Source organism: Roseobacter sp. (genome assembly GCF_039970775.1).
In the GTDB taxonomy this organism is placed as follows: Bacteria; Pseudomonadota; Alphaproteobacteria; order Rhodobacterales; family Rhodobacteraceae; genus Roseobacter.
Map to the genome: position 1 here is coordinate 1 of NZ_JBDVLG010000037.1, position 22,018 is coordinate 22,018.

Sequence of the window (22,018 nt, forward strand, 5' to 3'; positions counted from 1 at the left end):
CGGTGTTGTCACGTTAAGTCCGCATCGCCAACAGTTGGGTGCTTCGGAGGAAAATCAGCCGACTTGCGTCGCTGCTTTCCAAGCTTCGAAGGCTTGCAGTCGGTGGCAACGAATTGTCAGATCGGCGCGGTGGTGGGATGGAACGGAGAAGCAATTTCTGGTTGTCGAATGAACAGATACAAAACGCTGCAAGCCACCCAGTGATCGAGACCTTTGCATGGCTCGCTCCCGTTTTCGAAACGGCAAATGGCTGTTCTCGGCGCGATTATTCAACCCCTTGTGCGACCAGTGTTCCAGTCCGGGTGCGATCTTTCGTTTGGCCGGTCCGTAAGAGCGCTGCTTGTCCGTGAGAATCCCTTTAGGCCGGCCATGGCGCTTGATCAACCTGGCCAGCAGCCGTTTTGCTGCCCGCTTGTTACGCCTTGATTGAAGAATTTCTTCCAGCACAACACCATGCTGATCAACTGCGCGCCAGAGCCAGCACGTCTTGCCCGAAATTTTCACCACAACTTCATCCAAATGCTAAACATCTCCTGGACGAGGTTGCCGACGCCGAAGATGTCGCGCGATTAGTGGCCCGAACTTTAGAGTCCAACGTCGGATCGTTTCTTATGAAACGTCGATACCCCGCTCGAGTAGCATTTACTCGACTTCACGCAGACTGAGATTGAAGCGAACGTAAAGCCAGACAACGTGGGCGATGATCTGCGGCGGGAAGCGGTGGCGTTTGTAGCTGATGGTCGATATTCGCATCGACCCCGGTTCCACCCAAACTACCGTAAGCAACCAACAGGGCGTTAACGTGACAACACCTTGCCATGAAAAGGGTTATTAAACATCAAAAAACCGCGTTATCTTTCAGGGCCTTAGGTGGTATTTGTGTGCGAAAGTACAAATGGTGCCCAGGAGAGGACTCGAACCTCCACGTCCATACGGACACTAGCACCTGAAGCTAGCGCGTCTACCATTCCGCCACCTGGGCAGGTGTCATGAAGCCTGCGTTTAAGCGGATGTCGGAGGGGTGTCAAACAGAAATTAACATGAGTCTGCGCATTCTGGGCAGGCCTTGATCTGGCGCCAGATGGGTCTTGGCCTGACATCTGCGATGAATTGCACCTTGTTTCGATGGGGGTGCAAGGATACATCCTATACTATAGCGAGAAATGAGGCTCTTTATGTCGAAACTTGTCACGATTTTTGGGGGGTCTGGCTTTGTCGGGCGTTACGTCGCGCGCAGGATGGCAAAGGCGGGGTGGCGTGTTCGGGTGGCGGTGCGTCGACCGAACGAAGCGATTTTTGTAAAACCTTACGGTGTCGTCGGACAGGTCGAACCGGTTCTGTGCAATATACGCGACGACGACTCGGTGCGTGCCGTTTTGTCCGGGGCGGATGCCGTGGTGAATTGCGTTGGTATCCTTGCTGAAGTCGGCAAAAACCAGTTTGACGCCGTGCAGGCGGAAGGTGCCGCGCGGATCGCGCAGATGGCCGCCGCGGAAAATGTTCAACAGCTGGTGCATGTGTCTGCGATCGGCGCGCATGCTGATGCAAAAAGCGACTATGCGCGAAGCAAAGCGACGGGCGAAGCAGCGGTTCAAACGCATATGCCCGACGCCGTAGTTTTGCGCCCCTCTATCGTTTTTGGCCCCGAAGATCAGTTTTTCAACCGGTTCGCATCAATGACCCGTCTGGGCCCTGTGCTGCCTGTTGTTGGGGCGCAGACCCTTTTCCAGCCTGTCTATGTTGACGATGTCGCTCGCGCTGCCGAACAGGCGCTGACCGGCGATGTGGCGCCCGGTATCTACGAGCTAGGCGGCCCGGATGTTGCGAGCTTTCGTGATCTGATGGGGGGGATGCTGAGCGTTATCCATCGGCGGCGGCTGGTGATGAATGTCCCGTTCTTTGCTGCGGCTATGATGGGGTCTGGGTTTGATCTTTTGCAGAAAATGACGCTGGGTTTGGTGACCAATTCCATGATCACACGCGACCAAGTGCGTGGCTTGTCTGTGGACAACATTGTTGGCCCAGACGCCAAAGGGTTTGCAGATCTTGGTATATCGCCGATTTCGATGGAATCGGTGTTGCCAGATTATTTGTGGCGGTTCCGCCCATCGGGCCAGTATGATGCGATCAAGGATTCCGCGAAAAACCTACGCACCTAGGCGTAGGCGTAGATCAGCAAGCCAATGCCAAGGATCACCCGGTAGATCACATATGGCGTAAAACTGACGCTGCGCAGCAATCGCATCATGAGGCTAAGGGCAAGCAGCGCCGCGAGAAACGCAAAGCTCGCGGCGATAAGGCCCGCGCGGGCAATAGCCCAGTCCGCGTCTTGGACGACATCGACGCCCAGCAATAGGCCAGAGGCCGCGATTGTGGGGATCGACATGAGCATGGACAGTTTCGCTGCGCTTTCTCGGTCATATCCGAGCTTGCGGGCCGCGGTGATCGTGATGCCGGACCGGGATGTGCCGGGGATTAATGCCAACATTTGAGCCAAACCCATAACAATGGCGTCCTTTAGGCGCCATTCTGTCGCTTCGCGGTCGTGTGCGCCCGTTTTGTCGGCCCAATAAAGGACGATCCCAAAACCGAGCATCGTCCATCCAATAACCGCAACGGAGCGCATCATATCATCAAGGCCGGTGAGCTTGATGGCCGCGCCGGCGATCACCACGGGAATGGTTGCGATGCCGAGGCCAAGCGCCAGAAATGCACCGGGCGTGTCCACCCGTCCGTGCATCAGGCGCAGGGTGCCCAAAAGCGCCACTTTTACGTCCGCCCAAAAGTAGAGAACGACCGCAAACAGCGTGCCGACATGCACCGCAACATCGATGGCCAGCCCTTGGTCCGGGCCGCCGGTCAGGCTGGGCAGTAGGATAAGGTGTCCCGAAGAGCTAACGGGCAGGAATTCGGTGAGCCCTTGAATCGCGGCAACAATGAGGAGTGAGAGAAGCGTCATAAGGGGGGGTCCGAGATTTGGGGTCATTGTTGGTATAAAGTGCAGGAATCAAATGGGAAGGATGAAGTTAAGTCCGATTTGGACCTTTAATTTTTGAAATTATCGCCAAAACCCAAGAATTCACCAGAATTAAATACATAAAGGTCAGCATTAGTGACTTTATTTCCGATTTCAATTCGTTTATGCCCACACTTCCTGAAGATTGGTGGAGGAAGCGAGTGATGGCGCAGCAACCTATGTTAAAATTCGTGAATGTCGCACGGGATATGCCGGAAAAGCGCGTGCCCGACCTGCGCCGCGCGGATTTCAAAGAGATCTATGCGGAATATGCCGAAGCCAAGGCGCAAGAGCAATCGAGCCGTTGCAGCCAGTGTGGTGTGCCGTATTGCCAAAGCCACTGCCCGCTGCACAACAACATCCCCGACTGGTTAAAGTTGACCGCCGAAGGGCGCCTTCAGGAAGCCTACGAGGTCAGCCAGGCCACCAACACCTTCCCCGAGATTTGTGGCCGCATCTGCCCCCAAGATCGTTTGTGCGAAGGCAATTGCGTGATCGAACAATCCGGGCATGGTACCGTGACGATCGGCGCCGTGGAAAAATACGTGACCGACACCGCTTGGGATAACGGCTGGGTTCTGCCGATCTCACCAACACAAGAGCGCGCTGAATCCGTGGGTATTATTGGCGCCGGGCCGGGGGGGCTTGCAGCCGCTGATGTTTTGCGTCGCGCCGGTGTTCAGGTGACCGTCTATGACCGCTACGACCGTGCGGGCGGGTTGCTGACCTACGGCATCCCGGGGTTCAAGCTGGAGAAAGACGTGGTGATGCGCCGCAACGACCAGTTGGCGCAAGGCGGCGTGACGTTTGAGCTGAATACAACTGTCGGCGAAGATATCAGTTTTGCGGATCTTCGGGCCAAACATGACGCGGTGATTATCGCGACCGGCGTTTACAAGTCCCGCGACTTTGAGGCCCCCGGTGTTGGCGGCGCGGGGCTGGTGCGTGCGTTGGACTTCCTGACGGCAAGCAACCGGAAGAGCTTTGGCGATGCGGTGGCTGAATTTGACAGCGGTGCGCTCAATGCCGAAGGCAAGCGCGTTGTGGTGATCGGCGGTGGCGACACGGCGATGGATTGTGTGCGCACGTCGATACGGCAGGGCGCTACGTCGGTGAAATGCTTGTACCGGCGAGACCGGGCGAACATGCCAGGGTCGCAGCGTGAAGTGCAAAACGCCGAAGAGGAAGGCGTTGTTTTTGAATGGCTTTCTGCACCCAAAGGTTTCGTTGGCGATCCGATCACGGGCGTGATGGTCCAGAAAATGCGGTTGGGTGCCCCCGATGCCACCGGCAGACAGGCCCCCGAGGTGATCGAGGGCGCGGACTACGTCGAAGACGCCGATCTGGTGATCATGGCACTGGGGTTTGAGCCCGAAGCATTGCCTGTTTTGTGGGACCAGCCAGAATTGCCCGTCACACGGTGGGGCACGGTCAAGGCCGAATTCACCACCGGCGCGACGGACCTTGATGGCGTTTATGCCGTTGGCGACATCGTGCGCGGTGCGAGCCTGGTGGTCTGGGCGATTCGCGACGGCCGCGATTGCGCCGACGCGATCCTGAAACGTTTGGGCGACACGGCGGCATTGGCCGCGGAATAATATTGCCTGCGTAGACTGATGTGATGCTTGGATTTTATTAAGGACAGCACCCATGCCCCTCTTTGGCCAGACTGTACTTTGCACCCGTGTCATCGTCGCCAGCCTCGAGCTGAGCCATGGATAACACGCCCCGCACCCTACACGGGCGCTGCCTCTGCGGGGCCGTGCGCCTGACCGTCCAGATGCAGAGCGCGAGCCTGCAGGCCTGCCACTGTGATATGTGCCGCCAGCACACCAGCGGTATGTTCATTTCGGTCGATACGGTGCCGGGGACGTTGCAGGTCGACGGCCCTGCGCAAAGCTATGCGTCGTCAGACTGGGCCGAACGTGGGTTTTGCGGCGTCTGCGGGTCGACCCTTTGGTACGGCACGCGCGAGGACGGGATGCGCCACCCGGCGGCGGGGCTGTTTAAAGAGGCCGGCGACGGCCGTATGGCACTGGAATTTTTCGCGGACAAATGTCCGCAAGGGTACGCTCTGGCCGGGGATCACCGGCGGTTGAGCACAGATGAGACAATAGCGTTGTTCGCGGATGAAGGAGACGCCCAATGACCAAATATGATGAAGCCTGGGTGGCACGTGAAGAAGCCAAACGCGCCCATATGGCCGAAAACGGCCTGTATTCCGAAGCGGAGGAGCATGCGTCTTGTGGCGTCGGGCTGGTCGTTTCGGTGGATGGCACCAAAAGCCGCGGTGTTGTTGAAAACGGGATCAAGGCGCTCAAGGCGATCTGGCATCGCGGCGCGGTTGATGCCGACGGCAAAACCGGCGATGGCGCGGGCATACACGTGCAAATCCCCGAGAAGTTCTTTTACGATCAGGTCAAACGCACCGGTCATGACCCGCGCACGGACGAGATGATCGCGGTGGGTCAGGTGTTTTTGCCCCGCACCGATTTCGGCGCGCAAGAGACCTGCCGGACCATCGTGGAAACCGAAGTTTTGCGCATGGGCTACTACATTTACGGCTGGCGGCACGTGCCTGTCGATATTTCGTGTCTGGGTGACAAGGCCAATGCGACCCGGCCTGAGATCGAACAGATCTTGATTTCCAACGCCAAGGGTGTGGACGAAGACACCTTTGAGCGCGAGCTGTATGTCATACGCCGGCGTATTGAAAAGGCGGCCTTGGCCGCGCAGGTGCCGACATTGTACATCGCGTCGATGTCGTGCCGGTCGATCATCTACAAAGGTATGATGCTGGCCGAACAGGTCGCCGAATTCTACCCCGACCTCATGGATGAACGGTTCGAGAGCGCCTTTGCGATCTATCACCAACGCTATTCCACCAACACTTTTCCGCAGTGGTGGTTGGCCCAGCCGTTCCGCATGTTGGCGCATAACGGCGAGATCAACACCCTCAAGGGCAACCTGAACTGGATGAAAAGCCATGAGATCCGCATGGCGTCTGGTGCCTTCGGCGAGATGGCCGAAGATATCAAACCGATCGTTGCATCGGGGTCCAGCGACAGCGCCGCATTAGACGCGGTGTTCGAAGTTCTGGTGCGCGCGGGGCGGAATGCGCCGATGGCCAAAACAATGTTGGTGCCTGAAAGCTGGTCCAAGCAGGCGGTCGAACTGCCGCAAAGCTGGCGCGATATGTATTCGTACTGCAATTCGGTGATGGAACCGTGGGATGGCCCCGCCGCGTTGGCGATGACCGATGGCCGTTGGGTCTGTGCCGGTTTGGACCGGAACGGCCTGCGCCCGATGCGCTATGTGGTGACCAACGACGGCATGGTGATCGCGGGGTCTGAAACAGGCATGGTCCCGCTGAATGAAGCATCTGTGATCGAAAAAGGCGCCTTGGGGCCAGGTCAGTTGCTGGCGGTTGATATGGCCGAAGGCAAGCTGTTCCATGACGAAGAGATCAAAAACGCGCTGGCCGGTAGCCAACCTTTTGGGGATTGGGTCGGCAAGATAAACGACCTCGAAGAGGCGCTGGATGACGTTCAGGAACGTCCGCTGTATACCGGTGCAGATCTGCGTCGCCGTCAGGTCGCTGCAGGCTATACCATTGAAGAGTTGGAGCAAATTCTCGCGCCGATGGCCGAGGACGCCAAAGAAACACTGGCCTCTATGGGCGACGATACGCCGTCTGCCGTGTTGTCGGGGCAGTACCGTCCGCTCAGCCATTTCTTCCGCCAAAATTTCAGCCAGGTGACAAACCCACCGATCGACAGTTTGCGCGAATTCAGAGTGATGAGCCTGAAAACGCGGTTTGGTAACCTGAAAAACGTGCTGGACGAAGACAGCAGCCAGACCGAAATTTTCACACTCGACAGCCCGTTTTTGGGCAACGCGCAATTTGATGCCTTGATCGAACACTTCAACGCAAACGTCGTGACCATTGGGTGCACCTTTGCGCCGGGTAAAGGCACCCTCAGCCAAGCGTTGGAAAGCATTCGTGCTGAAGCCGAGGACGCGGTGCGTTCTGGGGCGGGCCATATCATCCTGACGGATCAGATGGCGGATGCCGACAACATCGCGATGCCGATGATCTTGGCGACATCAGCCGTGCACAGCCATCTTGTGCGTAAAGGGTTGCGCACGTTCACGTCGATGAATGTGCGGTCTGCAGAATGTGTAGACCCGCATTATTTTGCCGTGCTGATCGGGTCGGGCGCGACCACCGTCAACGCCTATCTGGCCGAAGATTCCTTGGCAGATCGGATCGAACGTGGCTTGTTGGACATGACCCTGACCCAAGCGATTGACCGCTACCGGATCGCGATTGATCAAGGGCTGCTCAAGATCATGGCCAAGATGGGGATCTCGGTCATCTCGTCCTACCGGGGCGGGCTGAACTTCGAAGCGGTGGGCCTGTCGCGTGCGATGTGTGCCGAATATTTCCCCGGTATGACCAGCCGGATTTCGGGCATTGGTGTCAGCGGCATCCAACGCAAAGCCGAAGAGGTGCACGCCAAGGCTTGGGCCGGCACGGCGTCGGTGCTGCCGATCGGGGGGTTCTATAAATCCCGCAAATCGGGTGAAACCCACGCGTGGGAAGCGACCTCAATGCATATGATGCAGACGGCCTGTAACCGCGCCTCTTATGAGATGTGGAAACAATATTCGGCCAAGATGCAGAGTAATCCACCGATCCATCTACGGGATCTTTTAGATATCAAACCTTTGGGTAAATCGATCCCGATCGAGGACGTAGAAAGCATCACGTCTATCCGTAAACGGTTTGTCACACCGGGTATGTCGTTGGGGGCCTTGTCGCCTGAGGCGCACAAAACGTTGAACGTCGCGATGAACCGCATCGGTGCAAAATCCGACAGCGGCGAGGGCGGCGAAGATCCGGCGCATTTCGTGCCCGAAGCCAATGGCGATAACCCGTCTGCCAAGATCAAACAGGTTGCATCGGGGCGCTTTGGCGTCACTGCGGAATATCTGAATCAATGCGAAGAGCTGGAAATCAAGGTCGCGCAGGGGGCAAAACCCGGTGAAGGTGGGCAGCTTCCAGGCATGAAGGTCACCGACCTGATCGCGCGGTTGCGGCATTCCACCAAAGGCGTGACGTTGATTTCGCCACCGCCGCACCACGATATCTATTCGATCGAAGACTTGGCACAGCTGATCTACGATCTCAAACAGATCAACCCGCGCTGTAAAGTGACCGTAAAGTTGGTTGCGTCGTCGGGCGTGGGGACCATTGCGGCCGGTGTGGCCAAGGCCAAGGCCGATATCATTCTGATTTCGGGGCACAATGGCGGCACGGGTGCATCGCCTGCAACGTCGATCAAATACGCCGGGCTGCCGTGGGAAATGGGCCTGACCGAAGCGCACCAAGTGCTCAGCATGAACAACCTGCGCGACCGGGTGACCCTGCGGACCGATGGCGGCCTGCGGACCGGGCGCGATATCGTGATGGCAGCGATGCTTGGCGCCGAAGAATACGGCATCGGTACCGCGGCGTTGATCGCGATGGGGTGCATTATGGTGCGCCAGTGCCAGTCCAACACATGCCCCGTTGGTGTGTGCACGCAGGATGAAAGCCTGCGCGGTAAATTTACCGGCAACGCGGATAAGGTCGTGAACCTGATCACGTTTTACGCCACCGAAGTGCGTGAAATTCTGGCGTCTATCGGCGCGCGTAGCCTCGACGATGTGATCGGGCGCGCGGATTTATTGGCGCAGGTGTCGCGTGGGTCTGCGCATTTGGATGATCTGGATCTCAACCCGCTTTTGATCACCGTGGATGGCGCGGCAGACATCGTTTATGACCGGGCCAAATCCCGCAATGTGGTGCCTGATACGCTGGATGCCGAGATCGTGCGCGATGCCGCGCGGTTCTTGAAAGACGGCGAGAAAATGCAGCTGTCCTATGCTGTTCAGAACACACATCGGACCGTTGGTACGCGTACCTCGAGCCATATCGTCAAGCAGTTTGGCATGCGCAACACGCTGCAACCCGACCATCTGACCGTCAAACTTAGTGGGTCTGCGGGGCAGTCGTTGGGGGCTTTCGCAGCACCTGGTCTGAAGCTTGAGGTATCGGGCGATGCAAACGACTATGTCGGCAAGGGCCTTTCGGGGGGTATGATTGTCGTGCGTCCGCCAATGGCGTCACCGATTGAGGCCGCGAAAAACACCATCATCGGCAATACGGTGCTGTATGGTGCGACCGAAGGGTACCTCTTTGCGGCAGGTCGCGCGGGCGAACGGTTTGCGGTGCGTAACTCGGGCGCCAAGGTGGTGATCGAGGGGTGCGGTTCCAACGGGTGTGAATACATGACCGGCGGTGTCGCGGTGATCCTTGGGGATATCGGTGCGAACTTTGGCGCGGGCATGACCGGCGGGATGGCGTATCTATACGATCCCGAAGGCAAAGCACCTGCATTGATGAACATGGAAACATTGGTGACCTGCCCGGTCGCAGTTGATCACTGGTTGGGCCAACTCGAAGAACTGCTCGAGATGCACCTAAGCGAGACAGGCAGCCGTCGCACGGCCGATATCTTGCAACATTGGGACAGTGAGAAACACAATTTCTTGCAGGTCTGCCCAAAGGAGATGTTGGTGCATTTGCCCGCTCCCTTGATGCTGGAAGACACGGCTCTACCGGCCGAGTGACGGCACGTTTGACCTTGTCCTGTTGCTCCGTGGGCTCTGGCGGCATATAGCTGAACCATGGCAAAGAGCAGCAGGACCAAGGCCAAGACGGCGCGCCCCGCTTGGCGCGCAACCCTGCGACGATGGTTGTTGCGCGGATTGCTTGGTGTTGTGGGGCTGGTCTTTGCGCTGATCATGTTGGGGCGCGTGCTGAATCCTCCGACGACCCCGTATATGTTTGCCGAAAAACGCCGTTTGGGTAATGTAAATTACGAATGGGTCGCTTTGGCTGATATCGCGCCGGCAATGGCGCGGTCTGTGGTGGCCGCCGAAGACGCGAATTTTTGCTTGCATTGGGGGTTTGATCTGGTCGCGATCAAGGACGCGATTGCCGATGGCGGCACCCGTGGCGCATCGACGATCAGCCAACAAACCGTCAAAAACGTGTACCTGTGGCATGGGCGAACCTACACACGCAAAGCGTTAGAGGCGGTGTTGACCCCGGTTTTAGAACTGCTCTGGCCCAAAGAGCGGATCATCGAAGTGTACCTGAATGTCGCCGAATTTGACGCGGGCGTCTTTGGTGTGAAAGCCGCCGCAGATCATTATTTTGGCGTCGCACCAGATGCATTGTCTGACCGGCAGGCGGCGCGGCTTGCGGCGATCCTGCCCAGCCCCAAATCACGATCCGCCAGTAAACCATCCGATTTTGTGGTGAAACGCGCGCGGTCGGTCCGCGACGGGGCAGCAACAATCAGCAAAGATGGTCGATCTGCGTGTTTCGAGAGTTGAAACTGATGTCTGTAGCGGGCATTGAAGGCATAGTTTCATTTCACCGGATCCGCTGATGGCACGTCTTTTCCATGTTCCTTTGTCCCCATTCTGTCGCAAAGTGCGTTTGAGCCTTGCCGAGAAAAAGATTGAGGTTGAGCTGGTTGAGGAAAAATATTGGGAGCAAGATCCCGATTTCATGCGCCGCAACCCCGCAGGTAAAGTCCCCGTCTTGCGGCTGGATGGTATCACGATGACCGAAAGCGCCGCGATCTGCGAATACATCGAAGAGACGCGGCCTGATCCCACCCTGATGCCAACCGACGCGATCGCCAAGTTAGAAGTACGTCGTTTGATCAGCTGGTTTGACGACAAATTCCACCACGAAGTGACGTCCAAGCTGCTGTACGAGCGGGTCAATAAAAAGGTGATGGGGCAGGGTTATCCAGACAGCGGCAACGTCAAGGCGGGTGCCAAAGCCATCAAATATCACCTTGATTATATGACGTGGCTGTTGGATCATCGGCGGTGGTTGGCGGGCGATGCCATGACGTTGGCTGATTTTGCAGCCGCCGCGCATCTGAGCGCCCTAGACTATATTTCTGATGTGGATTGGAACCGGTCTGACGCCGTCAAAGACTGGTACGCCAAAATCAAATCACGCCCCGCCTTTCGGTCTATCCTTGCAGATCAGGTGCCGGGCTTTCCGCCGCCGCGCCACTATAATGACCTTGATTTTTAAACATTCGCTGACATTGCCTTTGAGGCGGCGCCTGCCATGGCTGAGCTGAAAGAACGCCTGATTGTGCAGGCCGACATCGAAGGATTTGTCGCCTGTCGGATATGTCGGCCAGATGCGCTGCCCGATTTGCCTGCACGATTGCAGTCTTTTCTGGATGCGGGTTATCATGGCCAAATGTCGTGGATGGCCGAACGGACCCATTGGCGCAGCAATCCCGCAACCCTGTGGCCTGATGCACAATCTGTGATCATGTTGGCGGAAAGCTACACGCCCACGCATGATCCGCGCGCGGTGTTTGACAGGCCAGATCGGGGTGCGATTTCGGTCTATGCGCAGGGGCGCGACTACCATGACGTGGTCAAGAAACGCCTGAAACGGCTGGCTCGGTGGCTGTTGGCCGAAGCAGACGGCCCTGCAGAGGTGAAGGTGTTTGTAGACACGGCGCCCGTGCCCGAAAAAGCGCTTGCAGCGGCGGCGGGTTTGGGGTGGCAGGGCAAACATACCAATTTGGTTAGCCGCGAATTGGGGAACTGGGTGTTTCTGGGGGCAATTTTCACCACCCTACAGTTGCCCGTGGATGCAGCAGAGGTCGACCATTGTGGGTCGTGCCGCGCCTGCCTTGATGTTTGCCCGACGGATGCATTTCCTGCGCCGTATCAGCTTGATGCGCGGCGCTGTATTTCTTATCTGACGATTGAACACAAAGGCTCCATACCCGAAGACATACGAAAGCGTATGGGAAATCATATCTACGGGTGCGATGATTGTCTTGCGGCGTGCCCATGGAACAAATTCGCAGTGGCTGCGCGGGATATGCGTCTGACGACCCGGCCTGAATTGTCTGAACCCCCTTTGGCGGAGCTTGCCGTGCTGGATGACGCGGAATTTCGGAGTTTGTTTTCAGGGTCTGCGGTCAAACGGATCGGGCGGGACCGGTTCGTGCGTAACGTGCTCTATGCGATCGGAAATTCGGGTGAAGCCAAATTAAAACCGTTGGCTGCAGGGCTCGTCGAAGATGCCGATCCAACCGTCGCCGAAGCCGCGCGCTGGGCGGTTGGCCAGTTGTCCATGCGATGACAGACGTGTTGTGCTGGGTCTGTAGTGAGATAAGGATTGCATACGTATGAGTATGTTTTTGGGCGTTGATACCGGTGGCACCTACACCGATGCGGTGCTGATGCAGGACGAAGACAAGGTCATCGCGTCGGCCAAGGCGCTGACCACCCGCGAAGATTTGGCCATCGGTGTAGGCACCGCCGTCCGCGCGGTGTTGCAGGCCGGTGGCGTGGCGCCAGGTGACATCGCGCTGGCATCGCTTTCGACAACCTTGGCGACAAACGCGCTGGTCGAAGGTCAAGGCGGCCGGGTCGGGTTGATCTACATCGGCTTTCGGGCCCGCGATTTAGAAACGCACGGGCTCGCGGCAGCGCTAAAGGATGACCCGTTTTTGATCTGCGCAGGCGGTCATGACCATGCGGGCGCCGAGACAACCGCATTGGACGACACCGCGATCCGGGACTTTTTGGAAACCTACCGCGATGGGGTGACGGGTTACGCAGTGGCCGCGCAGTTCGCCACCCGCAACCCGGCGCATGAATTGCGCGCCGCGGCCCTTGTCGCAGATATCACCGGGCGACCGGTGTCTGCGTCGCACCAGCTTTCATCACGCCTAAACGGCCCCAAACGCGCGTTGACTGCGGTGTTGAACGCCCGGTTGATCGGAATGATCGACCGTCTGATCGGGCGCGCCGAAACAGTGTTGCAAGGCATCGGGATAACCGCGCCGATGATGGTTGTGCGGGGGGACGGCGCGCTGATTTCGGCAGACCAAGCGCGGGCGCGCCCCATCGAAACGATCTTGAGCGGTCCGGCGGCGTCCATCGTTGGGGCGCGGTGGCTGACGGGGGCGCAGGACGCCATGGTCGGCGATATCGGCGGCACGACGACAGACATTGCGCTGTTGCGCGATGGCAAACCAGCGATTGATGCAGACGGGGCGCGGGTTGGCCCTTACCGCACGATGGTCGAAGCCGTTGCGATGCGCACCAGTGGGCTGGGCGGGGACAGCGAAGTACACCTTGATGCAACCGGCCTTCAGGGGCGGTTAACGCTTGGCCCGCAACGGGTTTTGCCGGTGTCGTTATTGGCCACCCAAGCGCCCGATATTGTGCATGACGCGCTTGATCGGCAGCTCCGGTCGGCGGTGCCGGATGTGCAAGATGCGCGGTTCGTACGCGGGCTGCCAGATCAGAGCCGCGACGGCTTGACCGACCGAGAAATACAATTGTTGGACCGAATGGGCGACGCGCTGCACCCGTTGGCAAACATCGTGCAAGCCCGGATCGAGAACGGCGCATTGGCCCGGCTGGTCGAACGTGGCGCGGTTCAGTTGGGCGGGGTAACTGCCTCTGATGCCAGCCACGTTCTGGGGCGGGTGTCTGCGTGGGATGCGCCTGCCGCGGAAAAAGCGTTGCAGCTTTTTGCGCGCAAACGGCAGGGGACGGGGCAGTGCTTGGCGGGGACCGCCCAACAGATGGCGCAGATGATCGTTGATCAACTGACCCGGCAGACCACGCTCGCGCTTGTGGACGCAGCACTTTCCGAAGATGCGGCCGATATTGGGCCCAACGTTGATGGGTTGGCCGCGCATCCGTTGATGCAGGCGGGGTTGGCAAATCACCGTGGCGTTTTGCGGGTCTCTGCCGGGTTGAACTTGCCGGTCATCGGGTTGGGGGCGTCGGCGCGCAGCTATTACCCGGCGGTGGGGCAGGCAGTTGGGGCACAGATGATCCTCCCCGAACATGGCGATGTTGCCAACGCTATCGGCGCCGTTGTCGGCCGGGTGACGATGCGGCAAGACGGCGATATCACGTCGCCGGCGGAAGGGCGGTACCGGGTGCATTTGCCGTCGGGGCCTATGGATTTCAACGATGAAACCGCCGCATTTTCGTGCTTGGAAACCAACCTACGGGACCGCGCCCAAGATGCGGCAACAAGAGCAGGGGTCGAAAAGGTGCAGATCACGGTCGCTTGCGATATCCGCCGGGCGCAGGTGGAAACACGTGAGGTGTTCGTCGAAGCGACCGTTACGGTAACGGCCAGCGGGCGCCCTCGGATCGCAACATAGGACACCGCGCAACGCTGCCGGTGGCGTACCCCAGCATACAACCGAAAGGCGCGCTGTTGTCGGTCTGACGCACAGCGCGCTTTGGGTTATTCGGCGGCTTTGACGGTTGTGTCTTGTGTGGGCAGGACCCAATCCGCACGGGGGAAATGGCAGGTGTAGCCGTTGGGAATGCGTTCCAGGTAGTCTTGATGCTCTGGTTCGGCTTGCCAAAATGCGCCCACGGGTTCCACTTCGGTCACGACCTTGCCGGGCCAGATCCCTGACGCTTCGACATCCGCGATGGTTTGCAGCGCCATTTTGTGCTGTGCGTCGTCAACATAATAAATCGCCGACCGGTAGCTGAGACCAACATCATTGCCTTGGCGATTGGCCGTGGTGGGGTCGTGGATCTGGAAGAAAAACGCCAACAGCTCGCGAAAGCTGGTTTGTGCCGGGTCAAAGATGATCTCGATACCCTCGGCGTGGGTGCCGTGATTGCGATAGGTCGCATCGGCGATATCACCACCCGTGTACCCCACGCGGGTCGCAACGATGCCTGGGCGTTTGCGGATCAGGTCTTGCATGCCCCAAAAACAGCCACCGGCCAACACTGCACGTTCATGGCTCATGCCAAATCCTCCACCTGATCCATGTAATCGCTGTAGCCTTCGGCGACCATGTCGTCGCGGTGCACGAACCGCAAGCTGGCGGAATTGATGCAATACCGCAGCCCGCCACGATCACGCGGCCCGTCGGGAAAGACATGACCTAGATGGCTGTCACCATGCGCCGACCGGACCTCGGTGCGGATCATGCCCATCGTACCATCGCGCAATTCGGCGACATGTGCAGGTTCGATGGGTTTGGTGAAACTGGGCCAGCCGCAGCCGCTTTCGTATTTATCGGCAGAGGCAAACAATGGCTCTCCGGACACGATATCAACGTAGATGCCGGGTTCTTTATTGCCCAAAAGCGCGCCTGTGCCGGCGCGTTCTGTCCCGTTTTGTTGGGTCACGCGGTATTCTTCTGGCGACAGCTGTGCAATCGCGGCATCGGATTTTTCATATTTGGGCATGGTATGCTCCTGTAACGCTTAATCCATTAGATGGGGCAATTCCGCGAGAGTTAAAGGGGGGTGCCCACGGATCTTGGTAAATCGGGCGCGGTCTCCTGCGCAGGGGGTGGGTCATGTTTTTTGATGTCGTGACAGTTGCACCGCAAGAATACCCAGCGCGATAATCGCAACCCCCAACAGATCACGCGGGCCAAGGGTTTCGCCCAGCAACAACGCGGCAATCGCCACCCCCAGAAATGGGTTGAGAAAATGAAAGGTCGCCGCCCGCGTCGCCCCGATGCGGTTGACCAGCCAGAACCACACAAATGTGGCGGCAAGGCCGGGCACCAAGGTGGTGTAGGCAAAGGCCGCGGCCAACGGCCAGCTGGGTGTAAAGCGTGGCGTTTCAAACAGAACCGTTGCCACCGCCAGTGCCGCACACCCCGCGAGCATCTGTAAGCCGACGATCATCAGGAAGTTCCCGCCCGATGTCGCGCCCCTGACCGACAGGGTGGCAAACGTCAGCGCTAGCAGGCCAATGATGCACAGCATCACGCCGTATAGGTCGATGCCGCCGGTGATCCGGGCGCTCATGATCAGGCCAACCCCGGTGAACCCCGCGATCAGCCCCACCACGCTAAGTACGCCCAGACGGTCGCCCAAAAACAACCACCCCGCCAATGCGACCAACAATGGCATGGCAGACGCGATGATCACAGCGACCGATGCTTCGACGGTTTGCATCGCGACAAAGTTAAGCCCCAGATACAGCGTGTTCTGGAGCACGCCAAACATGATCGTGGCGCGCCATTGCGCGGGGGTGAGCCGCCATGATTGCCCCAAGGCACGGGCGATCGCCACGCCGATTAACCCCGATATCAGATAGCGCAACGTCAAAGCCGCCAAAGGCGAGGCATCCGCGACGATGATCCGCGCCGAGGTAAAGGCAGAGGACCACATCAACGCAAAGGCAAGCCCCGCAAGTATCGCGCGAATATCCATGTTGTGTCCTGTGTGTCTGGGGTCATCGCGACCATTTCCCAAAAGCCGACCAAGGGCAAGTCAACTTGTTGGTCTTGCATGCGGTGGGCGTCAGGGGGCCGCGGAGTGATGCCAGTACGATGCCGTCTAGCTGTCGTCTGGGTCGGTGGCGTCATCGGCCAGACGTCCGCATTTATGTTGTGCCATGTCGGTAAACGGCGGCAACCATGTCTCGCGGTGGGTGACCCAGCCTTCATAGGTTGGCATCAGCTGGTTCGGGCTGTCGAGCGCGCCAAGATGTAGTTCGATTTCATCGTCGCTGCGGGCAAAAACCGACGACCCGCAGGTCGCACAAAAGAACCGGCCTGCGTATTGTGCGGGCGTGCCAGTGACCGCAACAGCGGCCTGCGCATAGATCGCTGCAGCATAAAATACTGCCCCGTGGTGCTTGCGACAATCAAGACAATGGCACACCCCAACCCGGCGCGGCGGCCCCGTCGCCACAAACCGCACTGCGCCGCACACACATCCGCCTGTCAGTTCCGTCATGTTGGGTGCTCCTTGCGCATATGATACCCAAACAGAGGGCCATAAAAAAGGGCCGCTCGAAGGCGACCCTCAAACCGTCTTGCATGCGCAGCTATTAGCCGTTCACGCTGTCCTTGAGCGCTTTGGCGATGGTCATTTTGACCACCTTGTCCGCGTCTTTCTTGAACTGTTCGCCGGTGGCAGGGTTGCGCACCATACGCTCGGGGCGCTCGCGGCAATAGATTTTGCCAACGCCAGGCAACGTGACTGCGCCACCGCCGGAAACTTCCTTGGTGATCAGGTTGCAAACGGCCTCGAGGGCCGCGCCTGCGGATTTTTTGTCACCGCCCATTTCGTCGGCCAGTGCCGCGACGAGTTGGGTCTTTGTCATTGGTTTCGCCATGTTCTTGCTCTCCTTCGGTGCCCGTTGAGTTGGGCCTCATGTCCGAAATTTACCCGGATGTTGTGTATGAACACAACGATTAGTAGAGCAATGCAAGAACAAATATGTGGAAATTGCCTATTTTATTGGGTTTTTGTCCTTCAAAGGAAGGCTGTCTCGTCAAAGGAGCGTAATTTGCGGCTGTGGATGCGTTCCAATGGCATGCTGCGTAGGCGTTCCATGGCACGAATGCCGATCATCAAATGGCGCGCCACTTGTGTTTTATAGAAATCGGATGCCATTCCGGGTAGCTTTAATTCGCCATGCAAGGGCTTGTCGGACACACATAACAACGTGCCATAGGGCACACGAAACCGGTATCCATTGGCCGCGATTGTGGCGCTTTCCATATCCAATGCGACGGCGCGCGACTGGCTGAGGCGTTGCACCGGGCCGGATTGGTCGCGCAACTCCCAGTTGCGGTCGTCATAGCTGGCGACGGTGCCTGTGCGCATGATCCGTTTTAGCTCGTACCCCTCAAGGTTGGTCACCTGCGCCACGGCCTGTTCCAGCGCGATCTGAATTTCCGCCAGCGCGGGGATAGGCACCCACGGCGGCAGATCAGCATCCAACACGTGGTCTTCGCGCAGGTACCCATGCGCCAGGACGAAATCCCCCAAGGCCTGCGAATTGCGCAGCCCGGCGCAATGCCCCACCATCAACCACGCATGCGGCCGCAGCACGGCGATATGATCGGTGGCGGTTTTGGCGTTTGACGGGCCTACGCCAATGTTGACCAACGTAATGCCGGACCCATCTGCGCGTTTGAGATGGTAGGTCGGCATCTGCGGGGTCTTGGTGGGGGCGTCCAACGGTTGATCCCCGGCTGTGATGGTCGCGTTGTCGGTTGATACAAACGCGGTGTACCCGGACGCAGGGTCATCCAGCTGCGCTCGCGCGTAGTTTTCGAATTCTGACACGTAGAATTGGTAGTTTGTAAACAACACGTGGTTCTGGAAATGCGCGGCGTCTGTGGCGGTATAATGCGACAGCCGGGCCAGCGAATAATCCACCCGCTGGGCTGTGAACGGGGCCAAAGGGTCAATGCCATCGGGCGACACGTAGGTACCGTTTACGATATCGTCATTGGTGGTCGTCAGGTCGGGGACGTCAAAGACATCGCGCAGGGTGAAATCGGCGGCGCCATCCTGCGGAACCGTAAGATTTGCCTCATGCGCGACAGCAAAATGCACGGGCATCGGCGTGGCAGAGGCCCCGATGGTGACGGGTTGATCGTGGTTTTCGATCAGCAGGCCGATTTGCTGCGTCAGATAGCTGCGAAACAAATCGGGCCGGGTGATTGTGGCGCGAAAGCTGCCGGGGGCCGAAACGTGGCCAAAGCTAAGCCGCGTGTCCACCTGCGTGTAGCTAGACGTTTTGAACAACACCTCGGGGTAAAAGGCCCGGATCCGCGCGGGGGGCGCGCCTTTGGTGATGGCGGTGCTGAAATTCTGGCACAAAAATACGGTCGCTTGGGAGTAAAGCTCTTCGAGGCGCGCCACTGCGGCCTTTGGGTCGCGAAACTCTTGGGGGGCCGGGGCGTCGGGGGTTAGGATGTTGGTCATGAAATAGGCTCGATCACTGGAATAAATTCAAACTTACGCACATCTACAAGGCCAAGGTCCGAGATGCGCAATTCGGGGATAACAACCAATGCCAACAGTGAATGTTGCATATACGCATTGTTCAGGGTGCACCCGCAGGCGCGCATCGCTGACATCATCTGCTCGGTTTTGGCGGCAACCTGTGTGGCGGGTTGATCTGACATCAGGCCCGCAATCGGCAGCTCAACCAACGCCAGTTCGACGCCATCCTTGAAGATCACGATACCGCCGCCGACATCGCCCAACCGGTTGGCGGCCAGCGCCATATGCGCGGTATCGGTGCCCACAACGATCATGTGGTGGCTGTCGTGCGCGACGGTCGAGGCCATGGCCATCGGCCCGTCATAGCCAAAGCCCGACACGAACGCATTGGTCACCTGACCCGTTGCGCGGTGGCGTTCGACCAGCGCGATTTGGCAGACATCACCGGTGGCTTGCACGCGGCCTTCGGTCACCGGCAGTTCAAATTGCAAGGCTTTGGTCGGGGCCTGATTTTCCACCACGCCGATGACATTGGCGCGCACCGCATTGGCGCCCGTCGGGGCGGGCACGGTGAAATCATCCGCGGCCAGTGTCTTGCCCATATGCACCGTCTGGCGCGCGCTGTCGGGCCAGTCGAAATGCGGGCATTCAACCACACAGGTGCCATTTTCAGCCACAATCTGGCCCCGCGCGATCACGGTTTCGATGGGCAGGGTTTTCAGGTCTGAGGTCAGGATCACATCGGCGCGCCGCCCCGGTGTCAGCGAGCCAATCTCGCGTTCCAGCCCAAAGTGCGTGGCGGTATTGATCGTGGCCATTTGCAGCGCGATCAGCGGATCACACCCGCAGTCGATAGCATGACGCACGACCCGGTTCATATGGCCGTCATTGACCAGCGTGCCCGAATGGCAATCATCGGTGCACAGGATCATATTGCGCGGGTCGAGCCCCTTTTCCGTGATCGCGGTGATCTGGGTTTCGACGTCATACCACGCCGAGCCCAGCCGGATCATCGACCGCATCCCTTGCCGCATGCGCGCGATGGCATCAGCCTCGCAGGTGCCCTCGTGGTCATCCGCCGGGCCGCCCGCCACATAACCCGCAAAGGCGGGGCCCAAATCGGGGGAGGCATAGTGCCCGCCGACGGTTTTGCCCGCGTCCTGCGTTGCCGCGATTTCGGCCAGCATTTTGGGGTCGGCGTTGGACACGCCGGGGAAGTTCATCATTTCACCCAGCCCGATGATGCCCGGCCATGACATCGCCTCGGCCACGTCTTGCGGCGAGATTTCGAACCCGGTGGTTTCCATGCCCGGTGCAGAGGGCGCGCAGGATGGCATCTGTGTGAAAATATTGATGGGTTGCAGCAGCGCTTCGTCATGCATCATGCGCACACCGTCGAGGCCCAGCACATTGGCGATTTCATGCGGGTCGGTGAACATCGACGTGGTCCCATGGGGGATCACCGCGCGGGCAAATTCGGCCGGGGTCAGCATGCCGCTTTCGATATGCATATGCCCGTCGCAGAGGCCCGGAACCATAAAGCGGCCCTGCGCGCCGATGATCTGCGTGTCGGGCCCGACAGAATGGGACGCATCCGGCACCACACAAGCGATGCGGCCAGAAACGATCGCGATGTCGTGGTTTTCAAGGATTTCGCGGGTGTGGACATTGACCCACTTGCCGCCCTGTATCACCATATCGGCGGGTGCGCGGCCCGTGGCAACGGCAATAAGCTGCGCTGCGGATTGGGGCCATGTTGGAAAAGATGTAAGCGTCATGTCCCACGGTGCCATGGGTTTTCAGGATGTTCAAGCGGGGAGCGACAGGAATGGACTACGAAACAGTATCGCCCGAGGATTTCGGCAAAAGTTTGCGTGGCATTGGTTTGAACCTTTTGGTCGGCGATGTGCAAAAAACCAGCGCGTTTTTACAGGACGTTTTTGTCATGCAGGTGCATCGCCTGAGCGTCGATTTTGCGATTGTAACCTATGGCGAGCAGGTGTTTCAGCTGCACAGCGACGCGACATACGGGGCCAATCCATTGCTGGGCTTGCTACCGGAAAACCCACCGCGCGGGGGTGGGATCGAAATCCGGCTCTATGACACAGACCCCGACGCCGCGGTTGTGCGTGCCCACGAGGCCGACGCGATGGTCTTGCAGCCCCCGACAGACAAACCGCACGGCCTGCGCGAGGCTTACATCCTGTGCCCCAACGGGTATGCGTGGGTGCCCAGCCGTCCGCTGTAGCTGTCGTGTTTTTGCTGGCCAGTCGCATTTTGACATGGTTCAATGCCCGCAGACCAACAGGAGCACCCGATGTCTGTTTCACATATTCGCCCCAATATGGACCATTGGCAGGACCGTGTTGATCTGGCCGCTGCGTTTCGTTGGACGGTACGGTTGAATATGCACGAAGCGGTCGCCAATCACTTTAGTCTCGCGATCAACGACGATGGCACGCGGTTTTTGATGAACCCAAACCAAGTGCATTTTTCCCGGATAAAGGCGTCGGACCTGATCGTCGTGGATGCAAACAACTCTGACACATTGCAAGGCCCAGATGCGCCCGACCCCACAGCATGGGGGTTGCATGGCGGGATGCACCGGCACTGCCCGCACGCGCGCTGCGCGATGCATGTGCATTCGCCTTATGCCACCGCCCTTGCGGCGTTGGCCGACAGCCGTCTGCCCCCGGTTGATCAAAATGGCTGTACTTTTTTTAATCGCGTCGTCGTTGATGATAATTACGGCGGTTTGGCCTTTGAAGAAGAGGGCGAACGCTGTGCGCGCCTGTTCGACGACCCCAAAAAGAAAGTCATGGTCATGGGCAATCACGGGATCATGGTGGTGGGGGATACCGTCGCAGATACGTTCAACCGGCTGTATTATTTTGAACGCGCCTGCATGACCTATATCATGGCGCTACAAACGGGGCGGCCGTTGCGGGTATTGCCCGATGATATCGCGGAAAAGACCGCGCAGGAACTTGAAGCCTATCCAGAGCAGGATGCCCGGCACTTGGCCGAACTTAAGGCGATCTTGGACGAAGAAGGCAGCACCTATGCCAGCTGATGATCGGGTCTCTTTGGTCTATGATCTCAAACGTTGGACAAGCACGCGGCGCTTAAAAGCCC

Annotated in this window: 18 protein-coding genes, 1 tRNA gene and 1 pseudogene; 10 read left to right on the forward strand and 10 right to left on the reverse strand. The window is 58.6% G+C overall.

Going from position 1 to position 22,018, the window contains the following annotated elements; genetic code table 11:
- Nucleotides 1-54: 54 nt before the first annotated feature.
- Together ABJH13_RS08945 and ABJH13_RS08950 are read right to left on the reverse strand one after the other, a co-directional pair.
- Nucleotides 55-753 (reverse strand): annotated as a pseudogene (locus ABJH13_RS08945) (IS6 family transposase).
- Between the two features lie 143 nt (nt 754-896).
- Nucleotides 897-982: transfer RNA gene (locus tag ABJH13_RS08950), tRNA-Leu, on the reverse strand.
- Nucleotides 983-1,175: 193 nt separating this feature from the next.
- Here ABJH13_RS08950 and ABJH13_RS08955 point away from each other — a divergent pair.
- Nucleotides 1,176-2,159, forward strand: a complete 984-nt coding sequence (locus ABJH13_RS08955; protein WP_348405875.1) for a complex I NDUFA9 subunit family protein — start codon at nt 1,176-1,178, stop codon at nt 2,157-2,159.
- Here ABJH13_RS08955 and ABJH13_RS08960 read toward each other — a convergent pair.
- Nucleotides 2,156-2,959: an undecaprenyl-diphosphate phosphatase gene (locus ABJH13_RS08960; protein WP_348405876.1), complete on the reverse strand. Its 804-nt coding sequence runs from the start codon at nt 2,957-2,959 to the stop codon at nt 2,156-2,158. The two genes, ABJH13_RS08955 and ABJH13_RS08960, sit on opposite strands and share 4 nt — an antisense overlap.
- 221 nt (nt 2,960-3,180) lie before the next feature.
- Here ABJH13_RS08960 and ABJH13_RS08965 point away from each other — a divergent pair, with 221 nt between their 5' ends.
- The 7 genes from ABJH13_RS08965 (at nt 3,181) to ABJH13_RS08995 (ending at nt 14,313) form a co-directional block, all read left to right on the forward strand.
- On the forward strand, nt 3,181-4,614 hold the full coding sequence (locus tag ABJH13_RS08965; RefSeq protein WP_348405877.1) for an NAD(P)-dependent oxidoreductase: 1,434 nt from the start codon (nt 3,181-3,183) through the stop codon (nt 4,612-4,614).
- A 116-nt stretch (nt 4,615-4,730) separates the two neighbouring features.
- Nucleotides 4,731-5,165 (forward strand): GFA family protein, encoded by a 435-nt coding sequence (locus ABJH13_RS08970; protein WP_348405878.1) that lies wholly within the window; start codon nt 4,731-4,733, stop codon nt 5,163-5,165.
- Entirely contained in the window at nt 5,162-9,694 is a 4,533-nt protein-coding gene (gltB, locus tag ABJH13_RS08975) for a glutamate synthase large subunit (protein ID WP_348405879.1), read from the forward strand. The genes ABJH13_RS08970 and gltB overlap by 4 nt, the downstream gene beginning before the upstream one ends.
- A gap of 57 nt (nt 9,695-9,751) precedes the next feature.
- The gene (gene mtgA, locus ABJH13_RS08980) at nt 9,752-10,465 is read left to right on the forward strand and encodes a monofunctional biosynthetic peptidoglycan transglycosylase (protein ID WP_348405880.1); all 714 of its coding nucleotides are present in this window, start codon (nt 9,752-9,754) and stop codon (nt 10,463-10,465) included.
- Between the two features lie 55 nt (nt 10,466-10,520).
- A complete protein-coding gene (locus ABJH13_RS08985; protein WP_348405881.1) occupies nt 10,521-11,186 on the forward strand; it encodes a glutathione S-transferase family protein in 666 nt (221 codons plus the stop codon).
- 36 nt (nt 11,187-11,222) lie between these two features.
- On the forward strand, nt 11,223-12,263 hold the full coding sequence (gene queG, locus ABJH13_RS08990; RefSeq protein ID WP_348405882.1) for a tRNA epoxyqueuosine(34) reductase QueG: 1,041 nt from the start codon (nt 11,223-11,225) through the stop codon (nt 12,261-12,263).
- A 46-nt stretch (nt 12,264-12,309) separates the two neighbouring features.
- Nucleotides 12,310-14,313, forward strand: a complete 2,004-nt coding sequence (locus tag ABJH13_RS08995; RefSeq protein WP_348405883.1) for a hydantoinase/oxoprolinase family protein — start codon at nt 12,310-12,312, stop codon at nt 14,311-14,313.
- A gap of 86 nt (nt 14,314-14,399) precedes the next feature.
- Here ABJH13_RS08995 and msrA read toward each other — a convergent pair whose 3' ends face one another.
- The 7 genes from msrA to ade all read right to left on the reverse strand — a co-directional run bounded on the left by msrA (nt 14,400) and on the right by ade (nt 20,661).
- Entirely contained in the window at nt 14,400-14,921 is a 522-nt protein-coding gene (gene msrA, locus ABJH13_RS09000; RefSeq protein ID WP_348405884.1) for a peptide-methionine (S)-S-oxide reductase MsrA, read from the reverse strand.
- A complete protein-coding gene (gene msrB, locus ABJH13_RS09005; RefSeq protein ID WP_348405885.1) occupies nt 14,918-15,367 on the reverse strand; it encodes a peptide-methionine (R)-S-oxide reductase MsrB in 450 nt (149 codons plus the stop codon). Before msrB ends, msrA begins: the two co-directional genes overlap by 4 nt.
- A gap of 111 nt (nt 15,368-15,478) precedes the next feature.
- Nucleotides 15,479-16,348 (reverse strand): DMT family transporter, encoded by an 870-nt coding sequence (locus ABJH13_RS09010; protein WP_348405886.1) that lies wholly within the window; start codon nt 16,346-16,348, stop codon nt 15,479-15,481.
- Between the two features lie 126 nt (nt 16,349-16,474).
- A complete protein-coding gene (locus ABJH13_RS09015) occupies nt 16,475-16,876 on the reverse strand; it encodes a GFA family protein (protein ID WP_348405887.1) in 402 nt (133 codons plus the stop codon).
- Between the two features lie 94 nt (nt 16,877-16,970).
- Complete coding sequence (locus tag ABJH13_RS09020) at nt 16,971-17,258, reverse strand: HU family DNA-binding protein (RefSeq protein ID WP_348405888.1); 288 nt, start codon at nt 17,256-17,258, stop codon at nt 16,971-16,973.
- Nucleotides 17,259-17,398: 140 nt separating this feature from the next.
- A complete protein-coding gene (locus ABJH13_RS09025; protein WP_348405889.1) occupies nt 17,399-18,862 on the reverse strand; it encodes an AMP nucleosidase in 1,464 nt (487 codons plus the stop codon).
- Complete coding sequence (gene ade / locus ABJH13_RS09030; protein ID WP_348405890.1) at nt 18,859-20,661, reverse strand: adenine deaminase; 1,803 nt, start codon at nt 20,659-20,661, stop codon at nt 18,859-18,861. The genes ABJH13_RS09025 and ade overlap by 4 nt, the downstream gene beginning before the upstream one ends.
- A 50-nt stretch (nt 20,662-20,711) precedes the next feature.
- On the opposite strand from ade, the gene ABJH13_RS09035 reads away from it, so the two are divergent.
- Nucleotides 20,712-21,131 (forward strand): glyoxalase, encoded by a 420-nt coding sequence (locus tag ABJH13_RS09035; protein WP_348405891.1) that lies wholly within the window; start codon nt 20,712-20,714, stop codon nt 21,129-21,131.
- Between the two features lie 69 nt (nt 21,132-21,200).
- Entirely contained in the window at nt 21,201-21,956 is a 756-nt protein-coding gene (locus ABJH13_RS09040) for a class II aldolase and adducin N-terminal domain-containing protein (RefSeq protein WP_348405892.1), read from the forward strand.
- Nucleotides 21,957-22,018: the final 62 nt, after the last annotated feature.